Raw genomic sequence first — 21,842 nt, 5'->3', positions numbered from 1 at the left:
GGGGGCACGGGGGTGTTCACGCGCGTGACGTGCCCGAGGACGTGCTCGATTCACGCGCGTGGCAGCGCTCTGTCAGCCTTTCAGACCTTCCGGCCGGCCGGGGCATCGGCGTACAGCCCGAAGGCGAGGTCACGCTTCCTCACGCCGCCGCCCCCGTGAACCAGGAGTGGACCGGTGCGAGCGCGGATGACGGCGGCCATCCGTTGACCGTCGCCAGAAGCTGCCAATAGCGCTCCACGAGCGGATCGCCGCTCGCCCGCAGGCGGGCGAGGAGCCAACGGCGTACGTCTCCCTCGGCGGCGTCCTCGAACGCCCGGGCGTAGAGAGCGGCCGGCAGGTCGGCCGACGACGCGTCCGCGGCCTCTAGCAGTTCGTTCGAAACGGCCTCGTCGATCCGTTCCCGCATAGTCAGGTGGAGGGACTCTTGCAGCGCGAGACCGTCCCTCCGGGAGAGCTCTTCCGCCTGGTTCTGAGCCGTCCGCCGGAGCGCACCACGGAAGTCCGCACGCTGGCAGAGTCCGACGAGTTCCACCCACGCATCCACCTGCTCGGACGTGGGGTTGTCGGGCAGTTCGGGCAGAACGGACTGCAACAGGCCTACGAACTCGGCGTTGGTGCGAGAGCCCGTGAAGGCTTCCTTGATGAAGTCGGCCACGAGCCGGTGGCGTTCGGCGTGGGAAAGCGTGGCAAGTCGGTGCACGAGGTCCATCTCCCGAGATGTAGGGCGGCTGCGTCCGGCAACCACTCGAAGAAGTGCGCTGCGCAGGCGCAAGGTGTTGATCTGCACGTCCAAAGCGTCGGCGTGCGCCTGCATGACCTCCGGAAGGGAGGCTTCCCGATCCAGAACCCTGCGCACCGTCGCCAGGTCGAGTCCCAGTTCGCGCAGAGTGCGGACCAGCTCAAGGCGGGCAAGGGCGTCGGAATCGTAGAGACGGTAGCCCGCCGGACTCCGGTCGGTCGGCGGGACGATGCCCCGGTCGGAGTAGAACCGAATCGTCTTGACCGGCACTCCGGTATGGCGGGACAACTCCCCGATGGAATATTGCGTATCGCTGTCCATGCCCCCAGCCTGGTGTCTCCCCCTGCGGGAGACTCAACCGGGGCCGGTCACATCAGAGTTCAGGCCGCGTCTATGGACCTCGTCGGTTGCCAGTGCCTCGGCGCAGGTCGTTCCGTCGCCGTATCTCGGCGGACCGCGCGGCGATCCGTAAGGAGCACGTGCCGTGGAAGGCACCCTGCGGTCCCCCGGGCAACGCGACCTGCCGACACGGCCGGGGCGGGCCGCAGGACCCGGCCCAGGACTTCGGCAGCGGCAGCACGCCCCGGGCCGACGCCGGCATCACGGTCGTCACCAGGTGGTACTGGACCAGGTGGTACTGGGCAACATGGCACAAGCACGGACCCCAACGCCGCCGGGGGCCAGACCTGTTCGAAGTGGAACGCTTTCACGCATCAGTCGCGCGACTGGGTGATGACGAAGAGGATGCACCCCGGAGCGACTGCGCCGTGAGCGCCGTCTCGCCCTCGCGCGGCATGGTCCGCCATTGCACGGAGACCGGGTCAGGTTTCTCACTTCCAGACCCAGCGCCGGTGTCAGGGTCTCCCTTCCGTCGATGGCGCGGTTCGGCGGCGGTAGTAGGCGACCGCGAGGGCGATCGTGATGGGTCCCCACGCTCCGACGGGAGTCAGGCACACCGTCGCCAGCGCGTGCCAGGCTTCGCTGGTGTATCCGACGGTGTCGACAATGCCGTACAGGGTGAGCTCGCGACCATCGCCGATCGGGACGCCGGTGAACAGGAAGGCGAGAACCAGGCCTCCCAGGAGGGCGGGGATCACAGCCGCCAACGGCCGGATACATCTGCCGCCGATGATCGGGATCCACGCGGGTGCCACCTCTCCCCAACCCCGTACCAGCCCGATGGTCAAGACGGCGATCGTCTCGGACAACACGCTGAGCGCGAGGACGTACGGGATACTCACCCCATACGACGGCATGCCGCCGTCGTGAACCTGCCCCATCGCAAAGTGCAGGGCGAAGGGCAACCGCCACAGGCACGACGGCAGCAGGAGCAGCGGCAGCGTGTAGGCCAGCCGCATGGCCCACCGCGGGACAGGCCGTTCAGTGTCCCCGGCGGGCGGGGGCATGTGAAGGATCCTCAGTTTCATGGCTTCATCCTTGCGAGGCAGCCACAACCCGGGATCATCCCTGCGGGCCAACCCCCTCCCCCGCGCGACGGAGCCCCACATGGCTGAATGACCCCCACCAGCGGCTCGATGTCGGCACCCCCGTAGGGATTCACCGCGTTGCCAACAGGAATTCCTGCGGCGCTACCTCCAAAAGCGCCGGCGTCGCGAGCGATTGCGCCGTCGGCCCGCGCGCCGTTGTGCAGGTTCTTGCCGGCCTTGGTCGGGCGGACGCCGACCGAGTTGATCGCGTCGCGCGATCGGACCAGCACTCCGTGCCCAGACCAGATTCCTTGGGCACCAGATTTGTTGAGGAGGTCCTCACGGAGTCCGGCATGGCGCCGCTCCTCGACCGCGGGGCACCCCGCCCCCTTCCCATGCCAACCGTATGGCAACGATCCACCGGCCCACGGCGACGGTTCCTCGCAGCGCCGGCGATACACCGAACCCCCGATCCGGCTTCCTTCGGGGCGCCCGACAGCGGCGCGACACAGACCGGCGCGTGGAGTACGGGCGACCTCCCGCTCCCGGATGCGCTCGGACCTTCCCCACGTAGCTCAGTGGCAGCAACTTCCGCGCTGGGCATGTCGTTTGACCGATGGTGCCGAGCTGATCCAGGGGTTCTGCGACGCGCTGCACCACGTTGACTCCATATTGTTGTTCCCCAACGGGCACAGCTAGCCGGCGACTTGGCGACCGATCCGGAAATGAGCGCGCGTCAGACGGCCGTCGACCGCGTGGGACACATGGTCGCCCCACTACATCCCAGCGTCCAACCTCCGGTCGCGCGTCCGGGTCCGGGGGCGGTTCTGTACACGGCGACGACCGTTGGTGCCGCGTACAGACGCTGACGAGCCCACTGGCCATCACGGGGAAACAGCTGGTGGACCAGCGCCGGGTGTCCCGGCTTCCCCAGAGGCCTCGGGTATCTGGTTGGCGCGGCCGGGGCTGTCGACCGTGCCCGCGAGATGGACGCGATGGATGGCGCCCAATGCCCGCCCGTGGGGGGGAAGGTTGGCGGGAGCGGCTCAGTAACGTTTCAGCGGTGAAGACGTTACGCCATCCGAGTGAGTAAAGAGTTCGTGATGATGAGGTTTTCGTTGATCTCGTAGATTCTCTTGTCTTGGCAAAGAGGGCGTGTCGCGGTTCCTGCAAACCGACTGCTCGATGTGCCGCGCCTGCCGAACCCGACCGGCGCGGCGCCTGTCGGCGGCGCGCCTCACCCCCCTTCACATGCGAGGAGTCACGCCTTGACCCACGGAAAGAAGCTGCGCGAGCAGATCGCCGGGCCCGGGACCACCCCGCTCATCGGTGTCTACGACATGTACTCCGCCTCGATCGCGGCCGACCACTACGACGGGATGTTCGTCTCCGGATTCGGGTTCGCCGCGTCCTACTACGGGCTGCCGGACATCGGCTTCATCGCGTGGCCGGACATGGTGGCATTCGTCCAGCGGCTGCGGGGCGCCTTCCCCGCCCAGCACCTGCTGGTGGACATCGACGACGGCTACGTCGATGCGGAGGTCGCCTGCCACGTGGTGGAACAGTTGGAGCGGATCGGCGCCTCCGGGGTGATCCTGGAGGATCAGAAGCGGCCCCGCCGGTGCGGGCACGCCGACGGCAAGCAGGTGCTCCCGCTGGACGAGTACCTGGCCAAACTGGAGCAAGTACTCGCCACCCGGCGGGACTTGGTCGTGGTGGCCCGGACCGACGCGACCGACGAGGTCGACATCCTGCACCGGGCCGAGGCCCTGGCCGCCACCGACGCGGACGTGATCCTGGTCGACGGAATCCGCAGCGTGGACTGGATCCGCCGAGTGCGCGAGGTGGTGGGCGACAAGCCCCTGCTGTTCAACCAGATCGCGGGCGGCAAGTCCCCGCGGCTGTCCCTGGACGAGCTGTCCGAACTGGGCGTGGACGTCGCCATCTACAGCACCCCCTGCCTGTTCGCCGCGCACGAAGCGATGGACAACACGCTCGCCGAACTCCGGCGGGCCAACGGCCGACTGCCCCTGGTGGACGCGTCACGCGGCATCGGGGTGCAGGCCTCGACCAGCCTGCTGGAGCGCAACATGGCACACCGGCGGCCCGAACAGGCCGGGGTGAGCGCGTGAACAAGGCAGTGAGGCTGAGTGCGACAGCTGCCTTCGCAACGGCGCTGCTGGGTGTGACGACAGCCACGGCGGCAGCCGGCAGCGACCCCGGCACTGGTGGGGGGAACAGCAGCCTGGTCACCGTCCTCGACAACTCCCATGCCGACTCCATTCTGGAGATCGACCGCACCGGCAACGTGCAGACCGGCCGCGGCACCGCCGGAAGCGACAACGACGGCAGCGCCGTCGACGCCATCGAAGCCCTCATGGGCGTCACTCACCACGCCGACGACTGAATTCGTCGTTCAACTCCCGTCGGTGGGAGGGCTTTGGCACTCCCCTGCACTCTGATGGACCCCACCTGCCGGCCGCGCCATCTACAGGCCGTCTCGGTGTCCGGATGGGGTGCGAGTGGAACGGGCGGGGTCGGCGGGTGGCGTGATGCGCAGCGCTGCCCGCACCCGCACATCAGCGGTACATCACGGTGCGGTGGTACGGCGACCGTGCCAGCTGTGGAAGCCGAACAGGACGGCGCCGAGGGCGACCAGAAGCAAGACGAGAAGGGGCTCGTGGCCGCTCGTCAGCCTGCGGATGTCTCTCTGGACGCCGTTCGGAACCTCCCGTTCCGGCGCCCGTACGACACCGTCCAGCCCGATCGGACCGTCCGGTGCGGTGACCGGGCGTCTTCAAGTCTGCGTCAGCGAGGTGAGAGTACGTGTATGGCGTCGATCGTCACGGAACACCCGCCACGAGCCGGGAGGGCCTGGGTGGCAGGATGACTCTTCATGAAGATCGCAGCAGGTCAGTTCACCTGTGTTCCGGCTGATGTGTCCGCCAACGTCCACGAGATGGCCGTCCTGGCCAGGCACGCTCGATCAGGAGGTGCCGAGCTGGTGGTCTTCCCCGAGCTGTCCTTGACCGGCTACGAGCTGGAGACGGTACGTGCCGACCCCGGTCTGTGGATGAAGACGGACGACCCGCGCCTGGACGCGATCCGGCAGAGCGGGATCGCCACCGTCATCAACTGTGCGGCAGCCACCGCAGGACATCTGCCTGCCATCGAGACGATGGTCTTCGGGCCGGACGGCGAACTGCTCACCACCTACCGGAAACAGCACATGTTCGAGCACGAGCAGGAGGTCTTCACCCCAGGGCAATGCGACGGGCGATTCGAGTTCGCGGGGGTGCGCTTCGCGCTGGCCACGTGTTACGACAACCACTTCGACGACCTGACGTCCCGCGGTGCCGCTGACGGGTGCCAGGTGCACCTGGCCAGTTCGCTGTATGGCACGGCAGGCGGAGCCGAGGAACTCGCGACGGTGTATCCGGGCATCGCCAAGAACACGAACATGCACGTCGTCCTGGCCAACCACGTAGGGCCGGCGGGCCCTTGGACCGGGTGCGGGCGGTCCTCCATCTGGGCATCGGGCGGCACCCTGTTGGCTGAGGCCGACACCGAGACACCCATGATTGTCGTGGCGGACATCGCATAGACCCGCGCTCGCGCTCATGTCGCGGCGCCCCGAACGCGGCCGGACGCCTCGCGGACATCGTCCCGTACGTCGACGTCGGCACCCTGCCGCTCAATTTGCGGCAGGGGTGACTCGTCGAACTCGCTGCGCGGGGCCTGGAAGCGGTAGGCGGCCGGTGCCGGGCTCGTCGAAGCCCAGGGACCATTCCTGACCGCACCAGCCCTAGGCGGCCGCCGGCCTTGCGGACGAGCCCGCGCTGCCCGACCACATCCCCGCACCCAGCACACCTGGTCACGATAAATGACAGTCTGGTCGCCACGAAGCGCATCATCTCCAGCGGCACACCCGTCCTGGGCCAGCACACTCCCCCGCCGCTGACCGCCGGCGTCCGCTACGCCGAAAGCCTGGCCGCCGTAGGCGCCCTGGACCACGAACAAACCGTCTGCGCCTGCCACGTCCACGTAGGCATGTCCGATCTGACCACCGCCCTCCGGGTCGGCAACCACCTGCGACGCTGGCTGCCGCCCCTCATCGCCATGAGTGGGAACTCCCCCTACTGGAACGCCCACGACACCGGCTACGACAACTGGCGCGCCCTCACCTGGGGCCGCTGGCCAGCAGCCGGGCCCCTGCCCCAATTCGAGTCCGCGGCCTACTTCGAGAGCCTGGTCGACGACCTCGTCACGAGCGAGACGCTGCTGGACCGCGGGGGCCTCTATTGGACATCCGCCCCTCCTACCACGTCCCCACCCTGGCGATCCGCGTCGCCGACGCTGCTCCCACCTCCACCGACACCCTGGTCCTCGCTGCCTCCGTCAAAGGCCTGGCCATCGCCGCCCTGAGCGCTGTGCAGGAGGGTCGGCCCACTGCTCGCCCCGCGCAGGAGTTGCTGCGCGCCGCGTACTGGCGTGCCGCCCGCGACGGTGTCCGGGGGCGTGGGGTCGACCTGCGCACCAGTCGGCTCAAGCCTGCCGCCATCCAGGTCGACCGCCTCTGGCGCAACGTCCTGCCCCCACCCTCACCCCAGCCGACGCGGATTGCGTCCGTACGACGCGAGAACGCTGGGGAGACGACGGCCGGGCTCGGCAGCCCTCGGCAGCGAGTGTTGATCTGACCCGTTCCCTCACGTCGCACAGACCTTTCGACAGGCTGATACCAGACTGCGGCAGGGCCCGGGCCGGCACGGAGCGTGGGGGTCGCCACGCCGTCGCCCTCCAGTTGCCGGGCGCGACTGGTTGGGTGAGGTTGAAGGGGGTACTGGGGAGTTTCCGAGCCCCCGAGTCGTTCGATCGCCAGGAGGAACGCACCATGACGCATCCCGAGCAGGACCCGAACCAGCAGGAAGGTCCGGCGGACGGCGGCGCGGCCGGCACACCGGGCGTCCACGACGGCGGTGCGGACGGCGGCGCAGAGGGCCCGGCGGACGGCGGCGCGGCCGGCACGCCCGGCGTCCACGACGGCGGTGCGGACGGCGGCGCAGAAGGTCCGGCCGACGGCGGCGCGGCCGGCACACCCGGCGTCCACGACGGCGGTGCGGACGGCGGCGCAGAAGGTCCGGCCGACGGCGGCGCAGCTGGCACACCGGGCGTCCACGACGGCGGTGCGGACGGCGGCGCTGAAGGCCCGGCCGACGGCGGCGCAGCCGGCACACCCGGCGTCCACGACGGCGGCGCGGACGGCGGCGCAGACGAGAGCGACGGTCGCGATTGAGCACCCTCTCCACGACCTGCGAGGACGCCGCCGCCGACTCGGCCGGCGGTGTCCTTGCGTCCCGTCTCATCGGGATCGGCCGCGAGGAGTTCGCCCGCGACGTGTGGGGACGGGTACCCCTGCTCAGCCGAGCGGTCGACGACTTCGACGATCTCTTCTCCGCCTCCGCCGTGGACGAACTCGTCTCCCGGCGTGGTCTGCGCACTCCGTTCCTGCGGGTCGCCAAGGAGGGCGCGACTCTCCCCGACTCGGCCTTCACCGCGCCCGCCGGCGTCGGCGCGTCCATCGCGGACCAGGTCGACGACACCGCGCTGTGGCGGAGCTTCGCCGACGGCAACTCCCTTGTGCTGCAAGCGTTGCAGCGCACCTGGGAGCCGGTCGCGGAGCTGGTGTCGCGCCTCGGCACGGAATTGGGGCACCCGGTACAGGCCAACGCTTACGTGACTCCGCCGCAGAGCCGGGGCTTCGACGACCACTACGACGTGCACGACGTCTTCGTCCTTCAGGTGGCAGGCACCAAACGCTGGATCATTCACGAACCGGTGCACCCTGACCCGCTGCGCGACCAGCCCTGGACCGACCACAGGGCCGCCGTCGCCGAAGCGGCCCGGAAGGACGCGTACCTGGACACCGTGCTCGAGCCGGGCGACGTGCTCTACCTGCCGCGCGGCTGGCTGCACGCCGCACGGGCGCGGGGCGCGGTGTCGATCCACCTGACGCTCGGCGTGCACACCTGGACCCGGCACGCGCTGGCCGAACACCTCGTCCACTCCGCCCTCGCCCTGCTGCGCGACGACCCCGACATGCGCGGCTCGCTTCCGCTCGGCACGGACGGTCAGGGCGACGAGCTCGACCTCGTACGGCGACGGCTCCTCGACGCCCTCGCCGAGGCCGATCCCACGCCCCGGTTCCACCGCGCCCGCCGCTCGCAGGCGCGCCCCGCACCGCTGGGACCGCTGGCGCAGCTCGCGGCCGTGGAGGGCCTCGCCGACGAGACGCCCGTACGACTGCGCGAGGCACTGGATCCGCGATGGGAGGGGGGTCGGCTGTACACCCGGGTCGGTTGGCTCGACCTGTCGGAATCGGATCGGCGGGCGGCGCAGACGCTGCTCGACGGACGGGTCCACCGGGCCGGGGAACTCGGCCTCACCCTCGTGGACCGACTGTTGCGCGCGGGGGTACTGCTGCCCGCCGCATCGTGAGGCACCCCGTCGTGCCCGGCGGCGTCATGGGCCCGCGCGCGGTGAATCGGCCGGTCGCGAGCGATCGCGCGCCGGAGGGGGCCGGATGAGCGGGCGGGCCGGATGACCGAGCCGACCCGCTTCTTCTGCGCCGAGGCCGCCAGGTTGCGGGGTGACCCACTCGCCGGCACCGCACCGTACGGTTCGACCTGGATCCTCATCGAGTACCGCTCCGGCTGGCCGACCAACGGTTTCGACGGGCTTGCCCTCGTCCCCGAGGTCAAGACGCAGGTGTACGAAGCCGCCCGGGCACGGCGCGCCCGCATTCTGCTGATCCGGCGCCACGGCCGCGACCGGCCCGACACCCCGCCCCGCTGGGCGGTGCTCCATCAGGAGCGGGACGGTGCCCACCGACAGACCTGGGGCGTCTGGCGGAGCGAACGGGACTTGGCGGAGATCGTGGCAGCCCTGGAGGAACCCGGCGAACACGACTGTCCGCCGGTCCTGTTGGTGTGCGCCCACGGTGTGCACGACACCTGTTGCGCGGTACGCGGCCGTCCGGTCGGTCAGGCGTTGAGCGAGCGGTGGCCGGCTCTGGTGTGGGAGTGCACGCACGTGGGGGGTGACCGGTTCGCCGCCAACGTGGTCGTCGCACCGGACGGCGTCTACTACGGCAACCTCGACGCCCACTCGGCGGTGGCGGCGATCGAGGACCACCTCGCCGACCGCATCCGGGCGGACCACCTGCGCGGCTTCACCGACCTGGTGCCGGCGCAGCAGGCCGCCCTGTCGGCAGTGCTCCGCCACGCCGGTCCGGCGGGCCGGTACGCCTACGCGATCGCGGAAACGGTCCGCGAGGACGACCGCTGGCGGGTGCACGTCACCGCCCGCCTCCCCGGCCTGTCGGCCTTCGTGGTGGAGGTCCGCGCCCACCGGTCACCACCCCGCCAACTGACCTGCCGGGGGCGGGCCGCCGCCTCGGCCGTCGGGTACGACGTGGTGTCACTGCGCTGCGTGTGAGACCACGGCGTGTGAGACACGAGCGAACGTGGCACGCCGGGCCTGGCACGCGCTGGGTACTGGGGCCACACCGAGGTCGTCCTGTGCACACAGCCCGAGCCGGGGTCATTACGGCTCCGAGCCGGAGGACGTGGAACAGCTCGTCGGCCTGGCGGCACCGGAGGCCACCCGCTGGAGCGCGTCCTGACTGTGCTGGTCATCGACCACGACGGCGTATCTGAGCGGCTGCAGCATGCAGCTGACGAAAGGGACGGCCAGCGGTGCGCAGCTGGCGTGGCTGGTCACGTGCAGGGTGCCCTGGGCGTCGTCCTCCCGTGCTATGTCCAGGGCCCGCGCCGATAGATCCAGGCATCGCGTGACAGCTTTGCGTACCCGCTCCGCCCGGGCAGCCCGGTGGGCTTCCGTGCGCCAAGTTGCTGCGCTCCGCTGACCGCAGCGCAGCTCCGATCTGGCGGGCCCGGCGGGCTTTCGTACCCCGAGTTGCGCGCTCACCTGACCGCAGCACCGAACCACTGGTGGAGCCGGTGGAGCAGATCCTGCTGATCGTCACCGACCCACGCCACGTGGCCGTCCGGCCGCAGCAGCACCGCCGGCGCGTCGAGTTCCTCGCTGATGTCGGCGACGTGGTCGACCCGATCTGCCCAGCCTGCCACCGAGAGGTGCCCGGTCTGGTCGAGCAACAGCCCCCGGCCGGCGTGCATCAGCTCGTAGAGGCGACCCCGCCTCAACCGCACGTCCCGTAGCCGTCGGCCGAGCAGTTCATGCCCCTCGCCGAAGTCGTAGCGGACTCCGATCGCAGCGATCGTCTCCATCAGGTACCGGTTCACCTCCTCGAAGTCCATCAGTTTCGACAGCAGTCGGCGCACTGCCTGGGGGCCCGGGTCGATGGACATCAACTCCATCTGCGCGCGGGTGTTGTCCAGCACATCGGCAGCCACCGGGTGCCGTTCGGTGTGGTAGGTGTCCAGCAGCCCCTCAGGTGCCCAGCCGTTGACTTCGGCGGCCACCTTCCAGCCGAGGTTGAACGCGTCCTGGATACCCAGGTTGAGCCCCTGCCCGCCGGTCGGCGGGTGAATGTGAGCCGCGTCGCCGGCCAGCAGCACCCGCCCGGTCCGGTAGTGCTCGGCCAGCCGGGTCGCGTCGCCGAAGCGGGAGAGCCAGCGCGGTGAGTGCACACCGAAGTCGGTGCCGGCGAGCTTCCGTACCTGCCGCCTCAGCTCGTCCAGGGTCGGCGGGACCGTGCTGTTCTCGGCCACTCCTTCAGCCGGCGCGATCACGCGGTACACCCCGTCCCCGAGGGGCATGGCACCGAACCGCTTGTGGGTCTTGCGCACTTCGGCCATCACGGCGTTCAGCGTGTCCGGCGACGCGGTCACCTCCACCTCGCCCAGCAGCGTCTCGACCCTGGAGGGCTCGCCGGGGAAGCCGACACCGAGCAGTTTGCGCACGGTGCTGCGGCCTCCGTCACAGCCGACGAGGTAGCGCGAGCGCAGCCGCGTGCCGTCGGCGAGTTCGGCGGTGACCCCGTGTTCGTCCTGGCTCAGCCCCACCAGTTCGCAGCCGCGCCGGATCTCGGCGCCGAGTTCGATGGCGTGCTCGGCAAGCAGGCGATCGGTGGTGGTCTGCGGAATGCCGAGGGTGTACGGATGCGCGGTGTCCAGCCGCTTCGGCGCCGGCTTGTTCATGCCGGCGAAGAAACCACCGGCCGGGCGTTGCTTGCCGAGCGCGAGGAACCGCTCCAGCAGACCGCGCTGGTCCATCACCTCGACACTGCGCGCGTGCAGGCCGAGCGAGCGGACGACCCTGGTCGGCTCCGCGTCCCTCTCCAGCACAAGCACGTGCACGCCGTGCAGCCGCAACTCGCCGGCCAGCATCAAACCGGTCGGTCCGGCGCCGGCAACGATCACATCAATCATGAACCCCCATTCGACAAGACTGTCTTTCGGCCAGCTGCTCTGCGCAGTTCGGCGGCGCGCACGCCCCGACGCCCGCGCCGCGTGCTCGCGACCACATGGCGAGTCGGAACGTCGATTTCACGTTCCGCAGAAGCCGCAACCGGAAAGGCGCACGCGTACTTCGCGAATCCCGGGTACCCCCGCGTTCTGGCCCCGGCCGACGATTCTGTGCCACAACCCGGGTCTTGCCGCAAGGCCCCCTGTGCGCTATAGGTTGAGAGTGGCAAGGAGTAGGTAAGCTCCTTGCCCTTGCCCTTGCCCTTTCCGCTGCGGATGGCGGCTGGTGCACGCCGCGTGCGGCGTGAGTCGCTGCACCATCCGGACCGGCGCGGCCGAGGTCGCCGACGGGGCCACGCGGGTTGGACCCCGTGCCGGCAGCGACCTCTCCCCCGCCGGCCGCGCCGCCCACCACGGTGACCGGGACGCAGCCTCTCCATCCGAACCAGGCGTCTCCCTCCTGCCTCAGGTCCGCCGCACCTGCGCGCCCCGCGGACGGACCCCGCTCCTTCGGCACCGCCTGAACTGGAAGCGGGCGTCGATGGCCGGGGCCCTGGGCTTCTGGGACGGCCTGTCGGCCCACTGGAGCCGGGCGATGCGGGCATGGGTGGCCGAGCAGGAATGGCTCACACTCGAGCGATTACCCGCCTACGCACCCGAGCTGAACCCAGTGGAACTGCTGTGGTCCTCGCTCAAGAAGCGTGAACTCGCCAACCTCGCCGGCGACCACCTCGCCGATGTCGCCGACGCCACCGAACAAGGCATCCACCGCATCAACACCAACCCACAACTCCCCTGGTCATTCCTCACCCACACAGGACTCACCATCCATCCACCACACCCACCGAACTTACGAAAAGATCAGTAGGGGACGCAGGGCTCGAAACCCTCAGGCACCGGGATCCCGAACTTCCGGCACAGCAAGGGGACATCGTGGCGATCGACATCACGAGCCGGGTAGCCGGTGTGGCAGCGCACCGCCCACTCGGCCGACTCGCAACGCACCGCGGTCCCGGCGATGAAACCGTGTCCGGCGAGTGCTGCGGCCGGAAAGGCATCGCCGTCCACCACAGATCCGTAGTGCAGCGATCCATCCGCAAGCGACTCGTAGAGGTGCAGGTCGACCCGCAGCTGTACGCCGTCGTGCAGGACGAAGTTCCACGGCCTGTCACCAGGCCACGGGAAGATTCGGTCGACGCCGGCCTCCCCGAACGCAACGAACAGGGGGTCAAGATGTGCGGCGGGCACCCATAGATCGAGGTCGGAATGCGGTCTTGTCTGCTTCCCGAGCAGTGCATCCACGCTCCATCCACCACCCACACACGCATCTACGCCATGGGCGTGGAGCCGTTCCAGAAGCGCGAGTGCATCCTCGGCTGACATCGCATAGTGGCTCATCGTGCGAAGGTAGAGGTCGGACCGAGGTCGCATCCAGCGATTATCACGACTTCACCGGACCGGGTCCCCCGCGACGGACTTGGGTGCAGCGCGGCCGCCTGTAGTCCCGCCATCACCTACCTTGCCTCGGCGTCCGGTCCGCTTGCCAGGCCAGTCCACGTCCACTGCACGTCAGCAGCCGGCGCACATCAGCAAACGACAGGATCATCTGAAAGAAGAGGCCTGGCCCTCCTGGTTCGAAGGGCCTCGGCCGTCCTACGTACCGCGCTCGCAACCCGTGCAGTCGCCTCTGGCTTGGGGACCGCCGCCTGCACGTCGCCCAACGTGGCCTGCCGCCCCGGCGCCGGGCCCATGCCCCGTCAAGGAATGGGCAGGGGCCCGGGTCGCACGCTGCCTCGCATCACGGCACGTGCCGGCCGTTGCAGACCGCGGCGTCTACAGCGAAAGGGTGGCGTACCCGCTGATGCCGCTGCTGTTGTTGACAGTCCTGGCATAGGTGTTCTGCTGAACGTGCGAGGGGTAGCCGCCAACGTTGCCCTCGATCATGGTCAAGGCAGTGCTGGTGACAGCGACGACGATGCTGACGTGGTCGTCGTTCGTTGCCGCCGTGCCGAAGCGCCACCCGATCACGTCGCCGACCTGGACGTTGTTGAGGTCGTTGTGCCAGTTGCTGCCCGTACGGTTCTTGAACGTGATCGCCCCGCCCCCCAGGCCCGAGACGTTGGCGCCGGACTGTTGCCACACCCATCGCGCGAAATCGGCGCACCAGTCCTCGGAGAGCCATCCGTTGGAGCACCTGCCCGCGATGCCTGCCCGGAGGGACGTCGAATAGAAGTTGCAGTCGTCCGAGCTGGACATGTTGCCCTGCTCGACGTTGTGGCCGGGGTTGTTCTTCTCGTTGGTGGCCAAGGTGGTGACTGCGTTCCGGAGGGCGTTGCCGTCGTTGCTGCCCGGGTCCCCGTTACCCCAGTAGGCGACCGTCCCGTAGGCGTAGACCTGCCCGGTCGAGGACAGTACGGCGTACCCCTGACCGTCGGCGGTGGTGGACACCGCCACGATGCTGCCGGCGAACCCGGTCGGATTTCCCCGGGAGACCACGGTGCCGTAGGAGTAGGTCTGTCCGACGGTGGAGACCGCGATGTAACCCTGACCGTTCGCGGTGGTGGAGATCGACGCGATGCCGCCGGTGAAGCCGCTCGGGTTTCCGCGGTAGGCCACGGTGCCGTACGCGTAGACCTGGCCGGTGTGGGACACCGCTGCGTAGCCCTGACCGTCGGCGGTCACCGAGATACCGGTCATGGGGTAGTCGAATCCGCTGGGGTTCCCGCGGGAGACCACGGTTCCGTACGCGTAGGTCTGGCCGTAGGACGACATGGCCATGTAGCCCTGGCCGTCGCCCGTCACCGCGATGCCCACGATGGAGCCGCTGAATCCGGTGGGATTTCCCCGATAGGTGACGGTGCCGTATGCGTACACCTGGCCGGCCGACGAGATCGCGACGTACCCCTGGCCGTCGGCAGTGACCGCGATGCCCACGATTCCGCCGGTGAAGCCTGTCGGATTGCCGTGGTACGCGGTCGATCCGTAGGCGTACACGGCGCCGTCGGTACCGATCGGCGCATAGCCCTGGCCGTTCGCAGTGACACCGATGCTGTTGAACGTGCGCAGGGCCGCTTTCGCCCCGGTGGCGTGCAGCAGGCTCACTGCCATCACCACGACCATCGCCAGGGCCAGCACAACTAACCGCGAAATCGTTCGACTTGGCGCGCCATTCAGGCTCGAAACATGCACCGCATCTACCCCCTCGTTCAAAAAACCCTGTCAACGACGATGTGTCGGCTCGGGCATACCCGCACCGATCCCCTCCACCGCAGAGCCGGCACCGACCCACGGAGTCGACGCCACCGCTTGACCACGTCAATGGACTGACGGTGCACAGCAATGCCGGTTGAGCTCCGGCCGAGCTTCCCATGCCCGAACCTCCGCTCCATCAGGGCCAGTTGGCCCCAGCGGTTCCCCGAAGGTCCCGAAAGGGTCGGGGCTTTCAAGGCCGCAGGACCCCCTCCTCGCCCTGCCGGGCAGTGGCGGAGTACGGGATTCAGTCAGTGCAGGTGGTGCCGGGTGCGGGCAGCGTGCGGGTGGTCAGGTAGCGGTTGGTCGCGTCCCGGACGCACGGGGAGATCAGGAACATGCTGTAGTCGTCGCCTTCCCGGCTGAGGACGACGCTGCCGGGGAGCTGGGAGGCCATCGCCGAAGCGGCGGAGTGCGGGGCGAGGGCCTGGTGGGTGGACTGGGTGATCAGCGCGGGCGGCGCGCCTTGGACGGGGGCGCCGGCCTTGACGGGCTGTGCCGGGACGGGCCAGCCCAGGCAGCTGGTGGCGGTGGGCTTCATCGTCGGCGGGTCTGCGGGCCATCGCGAGAGCGGGGCTGTCGGCGTCGGGGCGGGACCAGTCGACCGGCACCTTCATCGTCCCGCACTGCATGTTCATGAAGTCGGCGTCCGCGCAGGCATGCCAGGCCATGCCGCGCGCGGAGGTCCGGGAAGTGCCCTGTTCCGACTGGGCGAGTGCCGTGCTGGCGGTGGTCGCCAGCAGGGCCGTTACGGCCGAAGTCCAGGCGGTGTACTTCAGAGTCTTCCTCATGTCGCTTTCCTTTGCTGGTGGTTCGGTGGTGCTACGGGGGTTGGCGGATCCGACGGCTGTTCAGCCCTGCGTCTGGGCATCGCTGAGGGCCGTGCGGGCAGCAGGGGGCCGGGGCGTGTCGATGGTGGTGCGTGAGAGCGTGCGGCGCGCGAGGAGAAGAGCGAGAAGGGCGGTTGTGGCCAGTACTCCGGCGGAGACGGTGAACGCGGCTCGGTAACCGGCGGTGAGCGCCTCGACGTGCGGTTCATGGGCTGTGGCGTGTGCGGTGACGGAGCCGGCCAGGGTCGCGAGGGCGGCAAGTCCGATGGCGCCGCCGACCTGGCGGGTGGTGTTCACCAACCCCCCGGCCAGGCCCGCGTCCTGGGGCGCAACGCCTTCGACGGCCAATGCGGTGAGCTGGACGAAGGCGACGCCCAGGCCGAGGCCCACCAGGATGCTCGGGCCGAGGATGTCCACGAGGTAGCTGCCGTCGGCGTCGATCCGGGACAGCCACAGCAGTCCGGCGGCCTCGGTGAGCAGGGCCGCGGTCAGGCTCGCGGTGGCGCCCACACGCCGGGACAGGCGCGGGGCGAGAGTGGAGCCGAGCATGTTCGCGGCAGCGAGGGGAAGTTGCCCCGCACCGGTTGCCAGGGGACTCGATCCGAGCACTTGCTGCTGGTAGAGCGGCAGGAAGAAGAACAGGGCAATCCACACCGACCCCAGCAGCGCCATCAGCAGATTGCCTACGGCAACCCGGCCGGTGGTGAACAGCCTTGCCGGTATCAGGGCCTCGGTGCGGCGCAACTCGATCGCGACGAAAGCTGCCAGAAGGATCCCGGCGGCACCGAGGGCGGTGAGCACCCATGTGTCGGTCCAGTGCGCGCTGCGCGCCGTGGTCAGGGCCCAGACCAGACTCGTCAGGGCCAGGGTGATGGTGGCGGTGCCCAGCAGGTCGAACCGTCCGGCCCGGCGTCCGTCCTGTGACGGAACGAGCGCCGCTACGGCGGCAAGGACCAGTGCTGATCCGAACGCGACGGCGTGGAAGATCCAGGGCCAGCCCCACACTTGGGTCAGCACTCCGCCCAGCAGGACGCCGCCTGCTCCGCCCGCTCCGGAGACCGCCCCCCACACGCCGAGCGCTTTGCCACGTCTGGCGCCGGAAGGGAACTGCTCCATCGCAAGTGCGAGCGCTGCCGGGGCGATGGCAGCCGCGCCGGCGCCCTGAGCAGCGCGGGCGCCGATCAGCACGGCCGAGGAGGCAGCCATTCCCGCCGTCAGCGACGCCGCCGCGAACAGCCCCAGGCCGGCGATCAATACCCGGCGCCTGCCGAAGAGGTCGGCGACCCTGCCCCCAGCCAGCAGCAGCGCCCCGAAAGCCAGGCCGTACGCGTTGACCACCCACGTGATCCCGGTGTCGGACAGCCCCGTCGCGGTACGGATCTGAGGGAGCGCCACGTTGACGATCGACGTGGCCAGCATGACGGCGAACTGGCTCGCGGCCAGCGCGGCCAGCACGGCACCAGGACGGACGGCATCGCCGTGGGCAGGTCGACTGCCCCGGAAGGGTCGGGGGTTCATGGTTTCCAGGGGGTGTGTGGCCCGGGCTGCCGCGGAGGGCGGGCAACGGCGGCCCGAGGTGGCTCGGGGCAGAGGGGAGGGTCCGACGGAACGGTCAGGCAGGCTGTTCGGTGTCGGGTATCCAGTGGCCGTGGATGCCGGCGGGGACCCTGCGCGGCAGGTCGACGGCGGCGACGGTGCTCAGGTCGCCGGCGTCCAGGACGAGGAGTTCCGAGGCGTCGTTCTTGAGGTCGCTGACGATGGTGAGGAGGTAGCCGTCGTCCTCGGACCTCGACCCTTCGGCGGGTGCGAAGACAGCCTCGCCGGGCATCCGGCCCTCGCCGTGCGAGAACAGCCGCTGCTGGCCGGTGCGGGCGTCGAACTTGGCGGTGTGGTACCCCTCCACTCCCGCGCCGGGGAAGGCAATCGCATACGTGTAGCGGTAGTCGGAACCGGTGTAGGCGTCGTTGATCGCCGGGAACTCCGTGACGAGGTCGTCGAGGGACTCGGTGGTGACCTTGCCCGTGGCCGGGTCGATGACCCACCGGTGGAACGTCGACCCGACGTTCGGCGTGGTGCCGTAGCCCGGCGCGCCGACCCACCACTTCCAGGAGCTCTCCCAGGCGGAACGGTCGAAGCGTGGGGCGTCGAGGACGATCCGGCCGCGTACGTCGGTGTAGGCGTTGGCGACGTGCAGCAGCACGGCCTGCTCGGGCACTTCGCACCACACGGCCGGACCCCCGGCGCGCGGCAACACGCCCATGCGCAGCGGGATGTCGTCGTGCCAGCGGTAGGGGATCCCGGACTGCTCGGCATGGTCGAAGACCACCGGCGAGTCGATGAACACGACGTGCTCGCGGGTGAGGGCGAAGTCGTGCATCAGCGACGGGCCGGCGCCCTCGACGACCTGCGACCTGACGATGGCCCCGGAGGCGTCGGCCACGTAGTAGGTCAGGTACGGCGGGAAGGGGCCGTAGCCGAAGAAGTGGAGCTCGCTGGTAGCCGGGTCCTCCTTGGGGTGGGCTGTCATCGCGGTGGTGAGCCTGCCGCCGAAGTCATAGGCGCCGATCGTGTCGAGGTCGGCGCTGACCTCCCAGGGCAGGTTGGCCTCCTGCAGGGCCAGGTAGCGGCCCCCGTGGAAGATGATGTTGGTGGCGGCGACGCTGACGTCCAGCTCGGTCCCGGTGAACGGCACGCCGTCCAGGGCCGGGGTCTTCACCCAGCGGTTGCGGTACCACTCGGCCCGGCCGTCCTGGAGGCGGATCCCGTGGATCATTCCGCTGCCCTTGAACCAGTGAGTGGGAGTGATGCCCGGCTTGGGGTTGTGACCGTTGCGGAAGTAGCGGCCGTCCAGCTCGGGCGGCAGGGTGCCGCGCACCGTCAGTTCATGGCAGGTGATCTCGTCGACCACGGGGGTGTAGTGATCGCTGATGTACGGCTTGTCCAGAGTCATGATCAGACCCTCGCAGGGACGGAACACCGATCGCGTCGGTAGTTATCACCTAGACACCTGCCTGCGGGAACCCGTGCAGGCTCATCTGCCTCCCATTCCCCCGGAGGTGACGATCACCTAGATTCTCGGCATGGTCACGGCATACATGGGTGCACTGGTGGGTCGGCAGGCCGACGTACGTCGGCTCGACGCCCTGCTCGCGTCGGCGCGGGAGGGCAGGGGTGGGGCCCTGGTCCTGCGGGGGGAACCGGGTATCGGCAAGACAGCGCTGCTGCACCACTTGGAAGAGACCGCCAGCGGGTTTCTGGTCATACGGGCGTCGGGCGCGGAGTTCGAGACGGAGCTGCCGTTCGCCGCGCTGCACCAGTTACTCTCCCCTGTCATGCGGCAGTTGGACGCCCTGCCCGCGCCGCACCGCAAGGCGCTGGACATCGCCTTCGCCCTCGACACGGGCACACCCGATCCGTTCATGGTCGGTGTAGCCGCGCTGGGCCTCTTGGCGGAGACCGTGCGAAAGCGCCCGCTGTTGTGCATCGTTGATGACGCGCACTGGCTGGACCAGGCGTCGGCGAAGGCGCTGGCCTTTCTGGCCCGACGGGTTTCGGCCGAATCGATCGCTCTCGTCTTCGCGGTGCGCGAGCCGAGTCGCCTGCCCGAACTGGACCGACTGCCCGGCCATTTGCTTGAGGGCCTGGGGGAAGCAGAGGCCCGCGCCCTGCTGACGGCTGCGGTCCGCGCCCCGTTGGACGTGCGGGTGCGTGACCGGATCCTGGCCGAGGCGCGCGGCAATCCGCTCGCACTGGTGGAGCTGCCCAGGACCGCTGGACTCGCCGGCATGGCCGGTGGCTTCGCCCAGCCCGACTCGGTGTCCGGCGTGATCGAGCAGAGCTTCCGGTCCCGGCTGGAACTTCTGTCACCGACGGCCCGGCTGCTGGTGACGCTCGCCGCCGCCGACCCGATCGGCGACCCGGCCCTGCTGTGGCGGGCGGCCGAAGTCCTGGGCATCGACGAGGACGCCGCTGCGCAGGCCGCGGCGCTGGTCGAGTTCGGGACCCGGATCCGCTTCAGCCATCCCCTCGCCCGTTCCGCCGCCTACCGGGCGGCGCCGCAGGAGAAACGGCGCAAGGCGCACGAGGCACTGGCCGCCGCGACCGACCCGGTCACCGACCCCGACCGGCGGGCCTGGCACCGCGCCCAGGCCAGCGTCGGCCCGGACGAACAGATCGCCGCTGAACTGGAAGCATCCGCCAACCGCGCCCGCGAACGCGGCGGTATCGCCGCGGCAGCCGCCTTCCTCGAACGCGCGGCAGCGCTCACGGTCAGCCCGGCCCAGCGCACCGAGCGGGTGTTCGCAGCAGTCGAGGCCAAGCTCTCGGTGGGTGACTTCGACACCGCGGCCGAACTCCTCACCACCGTCGTCACCGACGACCCGGACAAGGCCGCCAGAGGGGACCTGCTGCGCGGCAGGCTGTCCTTCGTCCGCCGCCGCGGAGACGAGGGACCAACGGCGTATCTCCTGCGCGCTGCCGCCCGGCTGGCCGACACCGACCCGTCCTGGTCGCGGGAGTGCTACCTCGACGCCGCCGAGATGGGCCTCCTGCTCGGCGGACTCGACCAGGTGGTGGAAGCCGTCGCCACAACCCCGCCACTCGCTGAACCGGAATCCGCCGCGGCGGTCGTGCTCGCCGGCCTCATCAGCCTGGTCAGCGACGGTCACGAGGTGGCTGGAGGGATTCTCAGACCGGTCGTCGGTGACGCCGACAACCACGTGTGGGGCAAGCGGCCGTCGCTCGGCTTCATGCTGGCCGCGGAGCTGTGGAACTTCGATGCCATGTACGGCATCGCCGCCCGCGCCGTCGAAGCCGGCCGCCAGTTCGGCTCCTTCCACGCGCTGCCCATCGGACTGGCCATGCGGGCCACAGTCGCCGCGCACAGAGGCGACTTCGGTACCGCGATGGAGCTGATTTCCGAGGAGGAGGCCATCGCCGACGCCACCGGCGCGGCACCGCTGGTCTACCCCCGCCTGCACCTGGCCGCGCTGCGCGGGCGACGCCAGGAAGCCGCCGAACTGTTCTCATCGGTGGACCAGCGGATGAGCCTCAGTGCGCAGTGGGCGACGGCCGTACTCAACAACGGCCTCGCCGACTACCCCGCCGCACTCGAAGCAGCACAACGGGCAGTCGGAGACGGCGCCATCACCACGGCAGGCCTGGCCCTGCCCGAACTGGTCGAAGCCGCCGTGCGATGCGGCGAAACCGAGGTCGCCGCCACAGCCCTCGCATCGCTTGAGGAACGCGCCCAGGCCGGCCTGCACCCCTGGGGCCTCGGCGTCGCCGCATATACCCGCGCCCTGCTGACCGATGACGAATCCGACTACCAGGAAGCGATCACCCTGCTCGACGACAGCGCCCTGATCGTCTACCGAGCCCGCGCCCACCTGCTGTACGGCGAGTGGCTGCGCCGACAGGGCCGGCGACGCGACGCACGAACCGCGCTACGCCAGGCGCACGCATCGCTGTCGAACCTCGGCATGGAAGCCTTCACCGAGCGCGCCGCCGGCGAGCTGCGCGCCACGGGCGAGCAGGCCCGCAGCCGCACCGCACAGGCGTCGGATCAGTTGACGATGCAGGAAGTGCACATCGCACGCCTGGTCGCCGACGGCGCCACCTCCAAAGAGGTGGCGGCGAAACTGTTCCTGAGCCCACGAACCGTCGACGCGCACCTGCGCAACATCTTCCGCAAACTCGGACTCACCTCACGCCGACAACTGCGCGGCCTGTCCGAGATCCGTTAACCGCATCGTGGTGGCCGCGGCCTCGGGTCCGTTCATCGCCTCCACAGGGCCCGGCCAGCTCAACCCGTACTTGGCTCGGTAGGCACCCGAAACACGCTGGACCAGCTCGGAGTCCTCCACCGGCCGGAGCGCGACCGACCACCGGACCTCCGCCACCTCCACCTCCGTCCCCGCGCCCTCCGACACCCTCCGGTACCAGGCACTGCGCTGCCCGAACGCCGCCCGCACATAGGCCTCCCCATCAACCACCACCACCCACACCGCCCTGCCCGACCACCCGCCGTCAGCCTCCCCCACCCACAACACGATCTCCAGACGGCCCATGAACATGCTCATGGACCGACTCTTGTCGTAACGCCACTGCCTACGCGTCGGTGACCGTCGCCTAATGAACATCGGTCACTCGG

General features: G+C 69.6%; 19 protein-coding genes. 9 read left to right on the top strand and 10 right to left on the bottom strand.

Features of this window, described 5'->3' with window-relative positions:
* Positions 1–139: 139 nt before the first annotated feature.
* Both ACGF3I_RS15715 and ACGF3I_RS15710 read right to left on the bottom strand, forming a co-directional pair.
* Complete coding sequence (locus tag ACGF3I_RS15715) at positions 140–1,060, bottom strand: MerR family transcriptional regulator (RefSeq protein WP_393132181.1); 921 nt, start codon at positions 1,058–1,060, stop codon at positions 140–142.
* Between the two features lie 533 nt (positions 1,061–1,593).
* Positions 1,594–2,166: a hypothetical protein gene (locus ACGF3I_RS15710; RefSeq protein WP_393132179.1), complete on the bottom strand. Its 573-nt coding sequence runs from the start codon at positions 2,164–2,166 to the stop codon at positions 1,594–1,596.
* A gap of 1,268 nt (positions 2,167–3,434) precedes the next feature.
* Here ACGF3I_RS15710 and ACGF3I_RS15705 point away from each other — a divergent pair.
* From ACGF3I_RS15705 to ACGF3I_RS15675, 7 genes are all read left to right on the top strand, one after another.
* Entirely contained in the window at positions 3,435–4,298 is an 864-nt protein-coding gene (locus ACGF3I_RS15705; RefSeq protein WP_393132177.1) for an oxaloacetate decarboxylase, read from the top strand.
* On the top strand, positions 4,295–4,573 hold the full coding sequence (locus ACGF3I_RS15700) for a hypothetical protein (RefSeq protein WP_393132175.1): 279 nt from the start codon (positions 4,295–4,297) through the stop codon (positions 4,571–4,573). The genes ACGF3I_RS15705 and ACGF3I_RS15700 overlap by 4 nt, the downstream gene beginning before the upstream one ends.
* 489 nt (positions 4,574–5,062) lie before the next feature.
* Positions 5,063–5,770, top strand: a complete 708-nt coding sequence (locus ACGF3I_RS15695) for a carbon-nitrogen hydrolase family protein (protein WP_393132173.1) — start codon at positions 5,063–5,065, stop codon at positions 5,768–5,770.
* A 218-nt stretch (positions 5,771–5,988) separates the two neighbouring features.
* On the top strand, positions 5,989–6,591 hold the full coding sequence (locus tag ACGF3I_RS15690; protein WP_393132171.1) for a glutamate-cysteine ligase family protein: 603 nt from the start codon (positions 5,989–5,991) through the stop codon (positions 6,589–6,591).
* Between the two features lie 466 nt (positions 6,592–7,057).
* A complete protein-coding gene (locus tag ACGF3I_RS15685; RefSeq protein WP_393132169.1) occupies positions 7,058–7,459 on the top strand; it encodes a BatC protein in 402 nt (133 codons plus the stop codon).
* On the top strand, positions 7,456–8,661 hold the full coding sequence (locus tag ACGF3I_RS15680) for a cupin domain-containing protein (protein WP_393132167.1): 1,206 nt from the start codon (positions 7,456–7,458) through the stop codon (positions 8,659–8,661). Before ACGF3I_RS15685 ends, ACGF3I_RS15680 begins: the two co-directional genes overlap by 4 nt.
* A 102-nt stretch (positions 8,662–8,763) precedes the next feature.
* Positions 8,764–9,660: a sucrase ferredoxin gene (locus ACGF3I_RS15675; protein ID WP_393132165.1), complete on the top strand. Its 897-nt coding sequence runs from the start codon at positions 8,764–8,766 to the stop codon at positions 9,658–9,660.
* A 108-nt stretch (positions 9,661–9,768) separates the two neighbouring features.
* Here ACGF3I_RS15675 and ACGF3I_RS15670 read toward each other — a convergent pair whose 3' ends face one another.
* A complete protein-coding gene (locus tag ACGF3I_RS15670) occupies positions 9,769–9,894 on the bottom strand; it encodes a hypothetical protein (protein WP_393132163.1) in 126 nt (41 codons plus the stop codon).
* A 254-nt stretch (positions 9,895–10,148) separates the two neighbouring features.
* Positions 10,149–11,576, bottom strand: a complete 1,428-nt coding sequence (gene rox / locus ACGF3I_RS15665) for a rifampin monooxygenase (protein WP_393132161.1) — start codon at positions 11,574–11,576, stop codon at positions 10,149–10,151.
* A gap of 577 nt (positions 11,577–12,153) precedes the next feature.
* On the opposite strand from rox, the gene ACGF3I_RS15660 reads away from it, so the two are divergent.
* Positions 12,154–12,480, top strand: a complete 327-nt coding sequence (locus tag ACGF3I_RS15660; RefSeq protein ID WP_393132159.1) for a transposase — start codon at positions 12,154–12,156, stop codon at positions 12,478–12,480.
* Here the strand turns inward: ACGF3I_RS15660 and ACGF3I_RS15655 are convergent.
* From ACGF3I_RS15655 to ACGF3I_RS15635, 5 genes are all read right to left on the bottom strand, one after another.
* Positions 12,474–13,010 (bottom strand): nucleotidyltransferase domain-containing protein, encoded by a 537-nt coding sequence (locus ACGF3I_RS15655; protein WP_393132157.1) that lies wholly within the window; start codon positions 13,008–13,010, stop codon positions 12,474–12,476. The two genes, ACGF3I_RS15660 and ACGF3I_RS15655, sit on opposite strands and share 7 nt — an antisense overlap.
* 435 nt (positions 13,011–13,445) lie before the next feature.
* Positions 13,446–14,720: a CHAP domain-containing protein gene (locus ACGF3I_RS15650; RefSeq protein ID WP_393132155.1), complete on the bottom strand. Its 1,275-nt coding sequence runs from the start codon at positions 14,718–14,720 to the stop codon at positions 13,446–13,448.
* Between the two features lie 388 nt (positions 14,721–15,108).
* On the bottom strand, positions 15,109–15,402 hold the full coding sequence (locus ACGF3I_RS15645; protein WP_393132153.1) for an alpha/beta hydrolase: 294 nt from the start codon (positions 15,400–15,402) through the stop codon (positions 15,109–15,111).
* Positions 15,403–15,712: 310 nt separating this feature from the next.
* Positions 15,713–17,146 carry an MFS transporter gene (locus ACGF3I_RS15640; RefSeq protein ID WP_393132151.1) on the bottom strand — a complete coding sequence of 478 codons (1,434 nt, stop codon included), beginning with the start codon at positions 17,144–17,146 and terminating at the stop codon, positions 15,713–15,715.
* Between the two features lie 157 nt (positions 17,147–17,303).
* A complete protein-coding gene (locus ACGF3I_RS15635; protein ID WP_393132149.1) occupies positions 17,304–18,641 on the bottom strand; it encodes a carotenoid oxygenase family protein in 1,338 nt (445 codons plus the stop codon).
* 130 nt (positions 18,642–18,771) lie between these two features.
* Between ACGF3I_RS15635 and ACGF3I_RS15630 the strand changes: the two genes are divergently transcribed.
* Positions 18,772–21,435 carry an ATP-binding protein gene (locus tag ACGF3I_RS15630; RefSeq protein ID WP_393132147.1) on the top strand — a complete coding sequence of 888 codons (2,664 nt, stop codon included), beginning with the start codon at positions 18,772–18,774 and terminating at the stop codon, positions 21,433–21,435.
* Here the strand turns inward: ACGF3I_RS15630 and ACGF3I_RS15625 are convergent.
* Positions 21,397–21,771 (bottom strand): DUF2255 family protein, encoded by a 375-nt coding sequence (locus ACGF3I_RS15625; protein WP_393132145.1) that lies wholly within the window; start codon positions 21,769–21,771, stop codon positions 21,397–21,399. The two genes, ACGF3I_RS15630 and ACGF3I_RS15625, sit on opposite strands and share 39 nt — an antisense overlap.
* Between the last annotated feature and the right edge of the window lie 71 nt (positions 21,772–21,842).

This window comes from Streptomyces sp. NPDC048111, from assembly GCF_043202815.1.
GTDB lineage: Bacteria > Actinomycetota > Actinomycetes > Streptomycetales > Streptomycetaceae > Streptomyces.
Note: the sequence above shows the minus strand (reverse complement) of the source record. Positions and strands in the feature narration are given on the sequence as shown.

What these genes read in the sequence shown, in the direction of transcription:
- ACGF3I_RS15660 (WP_393132159.1), top strand. Translation starts at nt 12,154, where the DNA reads ATGGCCGGGGCCCTGGGCTTCTGGGACGGCCTGTCGGCCCACTGGAGC.
- ACGF3I_RS15710 (WP_393132179.1), bottom strand. Translation starts at nt 2,166, where the DNA reads ATGAAACTGAGGATCCTTCACATGCCCCCGCCCGCCGGGGACACTGAA.
- ACGF3I_RS15630 (WP_393132147.1), top strand. Translation starts at nt 18,772, where the DNA reads ATGGTCACGGCATACATGGGTGCACTGGTGGGTCGGCAGGCCGACGTA.
- ACGF3I_RS15645 (WP_393132153.1), bottom strand. Translation starts at nt 15,402, where the DNA reads ATGAAGCCCACCGCCACCAGCTGCCTGGGCTGGCCCGTCCCGGCACAG.
- rox (WP_393132161.1), bottom strand. Translation starts at nt 11,576, where the DNA reads ATGATTGATGTGATCGTTGCCGGCGCCGGACCGACCGGTTTGATGCTG.
- ACGF3I_RS15655 (WP_393132157.1), bottom strand. Translation starts at nt 13,010, where the DNA reads ATGAGCCACTATGCGATGTCAGCCGAGGATGCACTCGCGCTTCTGGAA.
- ACGF3I_RS15625 (WP_393132145.1), bottom strand. Translation starts at nt 21,771, where the DNA reads ATGAGCATGTTCATGGGCCGTCTGGAGATCGTGTTGTGGGTGGGGGAG.
- ACGF3I_RS15670 (WP_393132163.1), bottom strand. Translation starts at nt 9,894, where the DNA reads ATGCTGCAGCCGCTCAGATACGCCGTCGTGGTCGATGACCAGCACAGT.
- ACGF3I_RS15685 (WP_393132169.1), top strand. Translation starts at nt 7,058, where the DNA reads ATGACGCATCCCGAGCAGGACCCGAACCAGCAGGAAGGTCCGGCGGAC.
- ACGF3I_RS15695 (WP_393132173.1), top strand. Translation starts at nt 5,063, where the DNA reads ATGAAGATCGCAGCAGGTCAGTTCACCTGTGTTCCGGCTGATGTGTCC.
- ACGF3I_RS15650 (WP_393132155.1), bottom strand. Translation starts at nt 14,720, where the DNA reads ATGGCAGTGAGCCTGCTGCACGCCACCGGGGCGAAAGCGGCCCTGCGC.
- ACGF3I_RS15635 (WP_393132149.1), bottom strand. Translation starts at nt 18,641, where the DNA reads ATGACTCTGGACAAGCCGTACATCAGCGATCACTACACCCCCGTGGTC.
- ACGF3I_RS15715 (WP_393132181.1), bottom strand. Translation starts at nt 1,060, where the DNA reads ATGGACAGCGATACGCAATATTCCATCGGGGAGTTGTCCCGCCATACC.
- ACGF3I_RS15675 (WP_393132165.1), top strand. Translation starts at nt 8,764, where the DNA reads ATGACCGAGCCGACCCGCTTCTTCTGCGCCGAGGCCGCCAGGTTGCGG.